At 38.8% G+C, this 11,521-nt stretch carries 6 protein-coding genes and 1 pseudogene; 5 read left to right on the top strand and 2 right to left on the bottom strand.

Annotated elements, in window-relative coordinates:
* The 5 genes and pseudogenes from ABS768_RS11305 to ABS768_RS11285 form a co-directional block, all read left to right on the top strand.
* Nucleotides 1-1,826, top strand: a pseudogene (locus ABS768_RS11305) (hypothetical protein); the annotation flags it as partial.
* Nucleotides 1,827-1,882: 56 nt separating this feature from the next.
* The gene (locus tag ABS768_RS11300) at nucleotides 1,883-4,348 is read left to right on the top strand and encodes a hypothetical protein (protein WP_408075068.1); all 2,466 of its coding nucleotides are present in this window, start codon (nucleotides 1,883-1,885) and stop codon (nucleotides 4,346-4,348) included.
* A 38-nt stretch (nucleotides 4,349-4,386) separates the two neighbouring features.
* The gene (locus ABS768_RS11295) at nucleotides 4,387-5,622 is read left to right on the top strand and encodes a gliding motility-associated C-terminal domain-containing protein (RefSeq protein WP_408075067.1); all 1,236 of its coding nucleotides are present in this window, start codon (nucleotides 4,387-4,389) and stop codon (nucleotides 5,620-5,622) included.
* 25 nt (nucleotides 5,623-5,647) lie between these two features.
* Entirely contained in the window at nucleotides 5,648-6,571 is a 924-nt protein-coding gene (locus tag ABS768_RS11290; protein WP_408075072.1) for a PorP/SprF family type IX secretion system membrane protein, read from the top strand.
* A 95-nt stretch (nucleotides 6,572-6,666) separates the two neighbouring features.
* Nucleotides 6,667-8,472, top strand: coding sequence for an OmpA family protein (locus ABS768_RS11285; RefSeq protein WP_408075066.1), 1,806 nt, complete (start codon nucleotides 6,667-6,669; stop codon nucleotides 8,470-8,472).
* Between the two features lie 368 nt (nucleotides 8,473-8,840).
* On the opposite strand, the gene ABS768_RS11280 is transcribed toward ABS768_RS11285, so the two are convergent.
* Both ABS768_RS11280 and ABS768_RS11275 read right to left on the bottom strand, forming a co-directional pair.
* On the bottom strand, nucleotides 8,841-8,954 hold the full coding sequence (locus ABS768_RS11280) for a 30S ribosomal protein THX (RefSeq protein WP_408075065.1): 114 nt from the start codon (nucleotides 8,952-8,954) through the stop codon (nucleotides 8,841-8,843).
* A 59-nt stretch (nucleotides 8,955-9,013) separates the two neighbouring features.
* On the bottom strand, nucleotides 9,014-11,518 hold the full coding sequence (locus ABS768_RS11275) for a cation-translocating P-type ATPase (RefSeq protein WP_408075064.1): 2,505 nt from the start codon (nucleotides 11,516-11,518) through the stop codon (nucleotides 9,014-9,016).
* Nucleotides 11,519-11,521: the final 3 nt, after the last annotated feature.

The following is an 11,521-nucleotide window of genomic DNA, read 5'->3' as shown; positions in this document are numbered from 1 at the left end:
CAAACCTAACGGGTCCACAGGGTATAGCGGGTAATGACGGACAGGACGGTGCTCCTGGTACAGATGGTCAGGACGGATCAGATGGAAACGGTATTACTTCAGTAACGAATAATAATGACGGTACTTATACATTTAATTTTGATAACGGTACCTCTTTTACTACAGCGGATCTAACAGGTCCACAGGGTATAGCGGGTAATGACGGAGCAGATGGATCAGACGGAAACGGTATTACTTCGGTAACGAATAATAGCGACGGTACTTATACATTTAATTTTGATAACGGTACCTCTTTCACCACAGCGGACCTAACAGGTCCACAAGGTATAGCGGGTAATGACGGAGCAGATGGAGTAGGAGGTGTTACAACCGCAGGTTCGGGTATTGCTGTAACCGGAGCAGGTACAGTTGCCAACCCTTATGTAGTATCAACAAACTTCTCTGGTTATAATGGTCCGGGTGGTATAACATCTTCTCATTTAGTAGTAAGTAACGGAACCAACTCAACATTTAAAGATGTAACGCTTAGTATTAATAACAATGTGATTAACTCTAACATGATTATTGACGGAGCAATACTTAATCAGGATTTAGCAAACAATTCTGTTACTTCAGACAAGATACAGGATAATACAATACAAACTCAGGATTTAGCCAACAATGCGGTTACTACGGCTAAGCTTGCAGACAACTCTGTAACATCTTCTAAAATAGTTGATGGTACGATACAGTCTCAGGATTTAGCAAATGATTCGGTAACAGCAGATAAGATTAATGGAAACGTTGCAGGTAACGGATTAACACAAAACGCATCGGGAGCTTTAGAAGTGAATGTGTCGGCTCTTACAGGTGACGGAAGTATAACTTCTTCTCATCTGGATGTACAAGGTGGTACCTACGCAACATTAAATAATGTGACTTTAGCTATTAATAACAATGTGATTAACTCTAACATGATTATTGATGGTGCTGTTCAAACTAATGATTTAGCCAATAATGCAGTAACTTCTGCTAAGATACAAGATGGTACAATCCAAACCAATGATTTAGCGAACAATGCGGTTACTACGGCTAAGCTTGCAGACAACTCTGTAACATCTTCTAAAATAGTTGATGGTACGATACAATCTCAGGATTTAGCAAATGATTCGGTAACAGCAGCAAAAATTAATGGAAACGTTGCAGGTAACGGATTAATACAAAATGCATCGGGAGCTCTTGAAGTAGATCCTTCTGCAATTACAGGTGACGGAAGTATAACTTCTACTGATATTGATGTTACAGGTGGTAATAATGCGGTACTTAACAATGTGACGCTTGCTATTGCCGATGATGCAGTAACATCTGCTAAGATTCAGGATGGTACGGTTTCAACTGCTGATCTTCAATCAGGAGGAGATAATATGAGCCTTACAACTGATGGAGATGGTAACGTACAATGGACAGCAACTCCTACTAGTATGACTCCTAAATTCTTCTATATGCCGGCGGTAATATTTGATACATCGGTAAACGGACCTAACCTGAAAAGAAACCTGTATCTGGAATACAAGGGGCAGTTTGCAAACCAGCAATTTGTGCCAAATACTACTACAGGAGGTTCATTAAATACAGGAACTCCAAGCGGAACGTTTGTAGCGAGTGCAGGAGCACCAGCGGCAGTGCCAATTTTACCTCAGGCTACAGATATGTACTACTATATCACATATTATGATACTACGGTATTTGCCAATGTGAGTATTGATGCTAACGGTGTACTTACCTACGATATTATAGGATCGGGTACAGAGGCTTCTTACATGAATATTGTTTTTGTAGTAAAATAAACTAACCTGCATGTGGGTTAAATATACCCGCATGCATGGTTTAGCAATAATAAATCATGCGAAATCAAGATAAAAAAATATTTAACCATAACTCTTTTAGGATAGTATTCCTTCTCCTGACGGTTGTTTTCTTTTCGGCAAATAAGGCTTATGCTCAGTTTGCCATATCAGAAGATTTTAGGGGAAGCGGTAATCCTAATATCATAATTGGTGGTCCCGGTGGATCTGCCGGTACGGCTTATCTTACATCAGGTGTAGATGACCCTGTTAATCAGGGATGGTTAAGGTTAACAACTTCAGATGCCAATCAAAGAGGCTATGCTTATATCAATAATTCATTTCCTTCAACAGAGGGTGTTTTGGTGGATTTTGAGTATAAAATGTGGCGTGATGTAAATGATAATTACAGGGGAGCCGATGGTTTAGGGGTTTATCTTTTTGATGCGTCGGTACCGTTCCAGATAGGTGGTTTAGGAGGATCGTTAGGTTATGCACCTAATGGTGGTAACGGACTTGCAGGAGGTTATGTGGGTGTTGGTTTTGATGCCTATGGTAACTTTTCTAACCCTACAGAAGGAAGAGTTGGTGGTCCAGGTGAAGTGCCTAATGCAGTAGTATTAAGGGGGCCTACCACTAATAATGCATCAACTACAAATAGATATCTCAATCACGTTGAATTAGGTACCCGTACAGGTGGTAATGATGCCATAAGGAACAGAAATGAGATTGATTATAACACAAGAGTTGATGATAGACCTGATGATGGTACTTTTTACAGAAGGGTACAGCTTGAAATCTTACCATTGGATGCCGTAGGTGAGTATTATCAGATAATAGTAAGGTGGAAAAAATCTCCTACAGCTAATTTTACGGACTTAATTAGTTATACTACAACCGATGCACCGCCACCATTATTAAAACTGGGTTTTGGAGCTTCTACCGGTGGAGGGGTTAATTATCATGAAATTAGAAACCTGTTAGTAACAACCCCTGGTAACCTTAGGGTTGATAAAAGAGCCAACAAAGACTTTTTAAGAACCGTTAGTTCAGGTGGTGCTAACCAGGTAACTTATACGATTGAAGTATATAATGATACTGATTTTAATGCGCTTAATGTAGATTTTTTAGACAGACTGACTGATGGTGACGGTAATTTAATACCGGAGGGGACTTCAGGTTTTAATATTACTTCTATAACGACTGAGGGGTTTACTTCAATAACACTTCCTGATGTAAGTTCATTAAGCACAAATGAGATAACCGGAACATTTGATTTAGCAGCAAACAGTATTGGTAAAATATATGTTACAGGACGATTATATTCGGTTCCACAAGGCAACGTTCTAAATAACTTTGTTGAGATTACTCCTTTATTATACGATGAAGATGTAAGTAATAACAGCAAACAAATTAGTACTCCTGTATATGCCGAAGGCTTGGATGTTGTGATTAACAAAACTGTAAATAGCCCTTGTTTGGATCCTGTAAGTGGTAATACATTCACATTACAGGTAGCTAACGTAGGACAGAATACAATAGATTATTCTTATAGTACTGGTTGGTGGACTACTACCGCAAGAAGGATTAGGGTAACTGAAGTTGTACCTCCAGGATATACTTTTGCTCAAACACCAGCACAGTATACAGGATGGACACGTTATGTTAGTCCCAACACGCCTTCATCAGGATATACTACTTATACCTACAGTATTGGTGATAATGGCGAAGCGCAGGGAAGTCTAACTACGGGTGAAGTATATGAACATCCTATTACATATACTATAAGTGGCGTTAATACAGCATACACCAACTCTGCCTCAGTTGTTTATGATCAAAGAACGATTACTTATAATTGGAATGGAACTACAGTTTCTACAGATATAGTAGAAACTTCAGGTAATCAGGGAAATAATACTGATACGGTAGATATAACATTAAATCCTGTAGCTCCTACAGTTAGTTCTCCTATTTATTACTGTCAGGGAGAAACGGCATCGCAGTTAACGGCGACAGAAACAAATAGTTCATACACATTAAAATGGTATACGGTACCTGGTGGTTTTGCATCCAGCACACCTTTTACACCAAGTACTACTTCATCAGGTACGTATACTTTCTATGTAAGTCAGTTTAACGGTCAGTGTGAAGGTCCGCTAGCCAGTATAAATGTAATTGTTATAGCTACTCCAACAGCAGGTGAAATAGGTAATAACCAAAGTATATGTACAGATACTGCTCCGGCACTTATCACGTCAACAACTGATGGTACAGGTACAGGAAGTGTTACTTACAGATGGGAGTCATCTGACGACGGATCTACCGGATGGACAACCATTTCAGGTGAAACAGCTTCAACATACCAGCCGGGAGTTTTAACGGCATCAAAATATTACCGAAGGATAACGATAGTAACATCGGGCGTGGCCTGTGAGTCGTCGGCAAGTAATGTAGTGGCTATAACCACAAGAAACTGTAAGGTTATAACCAATCCAATGATTTATCAAAGGGTAAAAAGTAATTAGAACAGATAGCCCCCCTAATAACTGTTTAAATTAAAAAAATGAAAAAAATAAACTTAACATACATGTTCCTGTTGTTTTCAGGAGTTGTTTTAGCTCAAACCGGGCAAACCGTAAATAAAGGTATTCTTTATGTTAGTCCGGGTACGCTCGTTTCTGTAGAGTCTGATTTTGATAATACAGATATGGGAGAGTATGAAAATAACGGAGAAGTATTGCTTAAGGGCAACTTTAATAATAATGGTATTACAACCTTTAATCCGTCTTATGCCGGATATACAAGGTTTGAAGGATACACTCAGCAGAATATAACCGGCAGCATACCAGCCGATTTTAACAATGTGTTGTTTTACAATTCTAACCAGCAGCCTGCTTTTCGTTTGTATGGGGATATTTCGATTAGCGGCAATGCCGATTTTTATAACGGAATTGTTCAGAATGATGTATTTGGGGGAATAATCATATTTGAGAATGAAGCAACACACACCAATACCAGTGATGATAGTTTTGTTGATGGGCACGTAATCAAAACGGGTTATAACAATTTCACTTATCCTATTGGAGATGGGCAATACTACAGGTATGCTGCTATTTCTGCTCCTGAAGAAATTTCAGACAGCTTTACGGCTAAATATTATATGGAAGATTCTAATGCGTTGTATCCTCATGAGAACAGGGCACAGGAAATAGAACTTATTGACGGAAGAGAATACTGGACTATTGAAAGAACAGAAGGTGAGGCCGATGTTTTGGTTACCCTTAGCTGGGATGAGTTTACCACAACACCATCTGAACTTTTAGTAGAACCTACCGAGGCTATAAGAGTAGTGAGATGGGATGAAGATACCCAAATGTGGGTTGACGAAGGTGGTGTTCAGGATATGTTTGACAAAACAGTTACCACACCGGTACATGTATCGGGCTATGGAGTGTTTACACTGGGAAGGCTTAGAAGAGAGTATCTTCCTACAGAAGATATTATTATTTACAATGGTGTAACTCCCGATGGTGACGGACAAAACGATTACTTCTATATCGAGGGGATTACTGCTCACCCGGGTAACACGGTGCAAATTTTTAACCGATGGGGTGTAATGGTATTTGAAACAGCCGAATATGACAGTCACGGAAATGTTTTTGATGGTGTATCGTCCGGTAGGGCTACCGTTACCCAAAGAGACAAACTGCCTGCAGGTACTTATTTTTATGTAATACAGTATCCTAATCAAGGGAGAACAGTTAAGAAAACAGGTTATTTATACATAAGTACAGAATAGAGTAATGAAGAGGGATAATAAAATGATGCAAATAAATTTTAAACAGCAAATTGTATGTATGTTGATGCTACTGGCAAGTGGTTTTGCAAATGCACAACAGGATCCGCAGTATACACAGTATATGTATAATACCATTAATGTAAACCCGGCCTATGCGGGATCAAGAGGGCAAACCAGCATATTTGGTATTTACCGTGCGCAATGGGTAGGACTTGATGGAGCACCAACAACCGCTACGGCTTCTATTAATTCACCTGTAGGTGAGAAAATAGGTATGGGGCTTTCGTTCACTAATGATAAAATAGGTCCTATGGATGATAATGCCATATCGGTAGATTTCTCATATACTATTAATGTGTCATACAATTATCAGTTAGCTTTTGGATTAAAGGCTACCGCCGATTTATTAAATATTGACTTTACTAAGCTTAATATTTTTGATCCGACAGATCCAAGGTTTCAAAATAATATTGACAACAAGTTTTCACCAAATATAGGAGCAGGAGTTTTCCTTTATTCAGATGATACTTATGTGGGACTTTCGGTTCCAAAGTTTTTGGAAACAAAACATTATGAGCACAACTCAACATCGGTAGCTACCGATAGGATGCACTATTACTTTATAGGTGGTCATGTTTTTGATCTGTCCTATAACCTGAAGTTTAAACCAGCGACTATGGTTAAGGCTACAAAAGGTTCGCCTTTACAGGTAGATGTTTCGGCAAACTTTTTATACAACGAACAGTTTACTGTTGGTATGGGATACCGTTGGGATGCTGCACTGAGTGCCCTGATAGGTTTCCAGGTAACTAAAGATTTTTTCCTGGGGTATACCTATGATATGGAAACCACAAAACTGGCTGATTATAATTCGGGTTCACACGAGGTATACCTGCGTTTTGAACTTGTTAAAAAACATGAAAGAGTAGCTAACCCACGATTCTTTTAGAATTTATGGAGATTATAAAAATAAAATATACAAAACTTTTAACCTTACTGCTGCTTAGCTGTAACCTCGCTTTTGCTCAGATTCCAAAAAGGGAAATGAAACAGGCAAACATAGAGTTTGAGAATTACGCCTATAGCGATGCACTGGAAATTTATCTGGAAGTGGCTAATACAGGTTTCAGGTCTATAGAGCTTTTCGAGAAAACGGGTGACTGTTATTATTTTAGAGGCGAGTTGGATTATGCTTACCAATGGTATAACAAGCTTTTTAGCCTTGGTAAAAAAGTAGAGCCCGAATATTATTACCGCTATGCACAAACTCTGAAGTTTGTAGGTAAGATAGATCAGGCAGATGAAATGATGCAGGAATTTGCCAATATGAGTAATGACGACATCAGGACACAAATGTTTTTGGAAAATAAAGATTACCGAAAAGAGATTGATAAAAACTCTGATAAGTATACCATTGAGAAAATGAATATTAATACGAATTTCTCAGATTATGGTACTGCATTTTTAGGGAAAGATAAAATTGTTTTTGCATCTTCCAGAGATACTCTGGACGGAAAAAAGAAACGTAAAAGAGTAGACAGATGGACTAATGAATCGTTTACAGGGTTGTATATGACATCCATTAAAGAAGACGACAGTCTTAAAGACGTAGTGGAAAAGTTTTCTCTTAATCTTGATACACAGTATCATGAGTCAACCCCTGTTTTTACCAAAGACGGTAATACGGTATATTTTACACGTAATAACTATAATAAAGGTAAGGTTCAAAAGGATGACCATAACGGTATACTATTAAAAATTTATAAGGCTACCTTTAATGGTATAGAATGGACCGATGTAAGCGAACTACCTTTTAACAGTAATGACTACAGTTGTGCACACCCTGCTTTAAGTGCTGATGAAAGTACGCTTTATTTTGCTTCAAACATGCCGGGAACCTTTGGTATGTCAGATATATACAGGGTAAGTATAAATGGTAACGGAACGTTCGGTATGGCCGAAAACCTTGGTCCGGGGATTAATACCGAAGGGCGTGAAACATTTCCTTTTGTATCGGAATTTGACGAACTGTATTTTGCATCGGAAGGGCATCCGGGACTTGGCGGACTTGACATCTTTGTGAGTAAAAGGGAACCAGATGGGAACTATGTAAGAGCTTTTAATATGGGTAGGCCTATTAACAGTGAAAGAGATGATTTTGCACTGATATTTGATGCCGAATCATCGGGAGGGTTCTTTACCACAAACAGAGGCGGTAATGATGATATTTACAGCTATAAAGAAGTTGAGATAATAGATCCTGACTGTAGGGAGAAACTAGAAGGCTTATTGACTAAGGAGTTTACAGGTGAGGTGCTAGCTAATACAAAAATACAGGTCCTTAATGAAGACGGAGAAGTAGTTATGGAGGGAGCTTCCGATGAGAATGGTAACTATTCCTTTGAGGTAATGTGTAAACAGATATTTACCATACAGCCTGTAATAGAGAAGAAAAAGGTTGTTATTGATCCTAATAACAGCACTGACTTAGCCAAAGTATTTAATATACAGTATATATATTTTGATTTAGGTAAGTATAATGTTAAACCTGAAGCAGAGAAAGACCTGAATAAAGTGGTAGCTTACTTACAGCAAAATCCAAGTGCACACCTGGATGTAAGAACGCATACAGATTCAAGAGCTTCTAAAAAGTACAATCAGGTGCTATCTGACAAGAGGGCTAACTCCATAATTGCCTATATCGTTAATCATGGTATAGATCCTTCGCGTGTAAGTGGAAGGGGATATGGAGAAACGCAGTTGTTAAGCAAATGTCCTGATGGTGTGATTTGTAGTGAAGAGCAACACAGGCTTAACAGAAGATGTGAATTTATAATATCAGGAATGTAAAACTGTAAGCGAGGCGGCATAAAGTTGTTTGTGGGGATAAACTCGTATGCTGCCGATTGCTTCAGTAAAAATATTCGGTTATGCTTGGAAGCTTTAATTTAGTGGGGAAGCCAAAAGCAGCCGAAAACCGTGACAATTGAACCTTTTAAATGGTTTTGGCAAGTTGCATTAACAGTTTTCAATAGTGGGGATAAACTTTGATGTAGCAAAATTATTAGGGAACAGTTGTCGCACAAGGAGTGCAAAAGGTATTTTATAGTTTTAATAGTGGGGATAAACTTCTATACTAACACGCCTCCTTTAAAGCCCTGTTTATAACAGGGCTTTTTTATTTAAAAAAGGCAGTCTTATTAAGACTGCCTTTTTAATTACTTTTTAGAGGGTTCGCCTGATTGAACAGCTGATTTGTTTTTTGGGCGTCTTACTCCGTAAGATCCACGCCAAATTTTACCTCTTTTAGTTTTGATGTCTCCTTTTCCCATAAAAGTTAAAATTTGAAGTTCGTATTACTTCAAATTTACAAAAACTAAAATAAAGGGATTTAGATTCTGTTTTTTAGTCGTTTAATCCATTTTACAATTTCAAACCATATTACCGATACAAAACCTGCGAATATACTTACTCCCAGTAACCATAGGGAAGGAGTACTAAACTCAAAGAACATTACAAACGGATCTATATATAACAATAAAAAGGTAAGTAATATCGTAATCCCTATTATTAAAGGAATAAGCCTGTTCCTGTATCCGAAAGAGGTAATTACCGAATAATAGAATGAACGGTTTACAAGTGTAAGGAATATATTGGCTGATATAAGTGTAACAAATACCATGGTTCGCACGTGTGATTCGGTTAGGTTAAGTGAAACGGCATAAAGGTAAACACCAATAGTCCCTGCAGTAATGGCAAGTCCCTGTATAATACTGGTTAAAAGTTCCCCTAAATTAAAGAATGTGGCTGAAAATGGCCTTGGTTTGTGATTCATAGTGTTTTTCTCCATAGGCTCATTCTCATAAATAATAGAGCAGGTGGGCCCCATTATTAGCTCTAGGAATATAACATGTACCGGAGTAAAAATATTAGGGTATATCCAGCCTGCTGCCAGTGGTATAAATACCGTTAGTATAATAGGTATGTGTATGGAAATAATATATTGTATCGCCTTTTTCAGGTTGGTATATATTTTTCTTCCCATAGCAATGGCATCTACCATTTTGGCAAGATTATCATCGGGTAGGATTAGGGAGGCAGCCTCTTTAGCAATCTCAGTTCCTTTTTTCCCCATGGCTATACCTATGTGTGCCGTTTTGAGTGCAGGTCCGTCATTCACCCCGTCACCTGTCATAGCTACTACCTGATTACATGCTTTAAGTGCATTAATGATTTTCAGTTTGGCCTCTGGAAACATTCGGGTAAAAATAGCGGTATGCATTACCTTATCTTTTAGTTCCTCATCAGTAAGTTTCATAAGCTCATCACCGCTAAGGGTTTTGTCATAATCTTTAAAGCCAACCTGTTTTGCTATAGAGGCTGTAGTAAGGGCATTATCTCCGGTTACGATTTTAACCTCTATTCCCGCATCATAAAACGACTGGAATACAGAAGATATGTTTTCTTTTGGAGGATCATAAAAAGCTACAATACCATTAAAGCTGAATTTGAAATCCTGCTGGTGTTCAGGGAAATTGTTTCCGTCAAATACTGTATGGCCAACTCCCAAAACCCTAAAGCCGTTTTCTGCCAATTGAGCTATAGTGTTGTTTACTTTTTCTTTTTCATCGTTTGTAAGTCCAGATACTTCCATCATTGCTTCGGGTGCACCTTTGGCAGCAATGATACGGTTACCGTTACTGTCTTCAAAAACATGGGTCATCATAGGAGGTTTCCCGCCAAGCGGATACTCGTGCACCATTTTAAAGTCAGGTCTTTTGTCTTCCTCAAGTTTAAGATAAGCTTCATGCAGTGCCGTTTCCATAGGGTCAAAAGGGATAGGTTCACTGGCCCACATGGCATACGATATGAGTTGTTTATCGTCTGGGTTCAGGTTATCTTCTTCCGGATTGTTTATTGTAAGATTGGGAAAGGCAGCAACACGTGCCAGTGTCATTTTGTTTTCGGTTATGGTGCCTGTTTTATCGGTACATATTACGGTGGCACTCCCCAAGGTTTCAACCGTTTTCATCTGTTTAACGATTATCCCGGCCTTCATTAGGCGCCATGCTCCAAGAGCCATAAAGGTAGTGAAGGCTACCGGTATTTCTTCCGGCAGTATACTCATTGCCAGTGTAAGCGATTTTAAAAGACTATCTACAATGTTGCCCGAGTTGATATAATTAAATACCCATACCGCAATAAAAACAACAGCTCCAATGATCACCATTTTCTTTACGAAATTGGCTATCTGTTTTTCTAAAGGCGTTTTTTCACTGCTGATGTCTTCAAGGCTCTGACCTATTTGCCCCAGTCGGGTACCTATTCCTATGGCTGTAACGCGTGCTACTGCCAAGCCGGAAACGACAATAGTTCCGCTGTATACTTCTTTATCTTCTTTGTTTTGGTCTTTTGAAACAGGGAAAGATTCTCCCGTTATAACCGATTCGTTTACCGAGAAATCATTGGCCTGTACAATAACACCGTCTGCCGCTACCGATGAGCCTTCTTCCACAATCATAAGGTCATCAATAACGAGCTCTTCGTTGTTTATGGTTTGTTCCTCGCCATTACGTATCACTTTGCAGTGGGGGCGTGTGTAGCTTTTAAGTTTTTCGAGCGCATTACGGCTTCGGGATTCCTGATACAGCGAAATGGTAGCTACAAGTAGTATAGAGGCAGCCATAAAGACACCATCGCCTATATCACCGCTAATAAAGTATATGGCAGCGGCTACCAGTAATAAAATAATCATGGGCTCTTTGACAAGGTCTTTGAGCGCCATGATTATCCTGTTTTCTTTTTTAAACTCTATAGCATTGCTGCCGTTTTTTTCTCTGGACTGCTTTACTTCCTGAGAAGTAAGTCCTTTAAGCCCGAAGTGTTTTTGTTCCATGAA

It is taken from the genome of Flavobacterium rhizophilum (genome assembly GCF_046000485.1).
GTDB classification, from domain to species: domain Bacteria; phylum Bacteroidota; class Bacteroidia; order Flavobacteriales; family Flavobacteriaceae; genus Flavobacterium; species Flavobacterium rhizophilum.
This window is presented reverse-complemented; position numbering and strand designations above follow the sequence as displayed.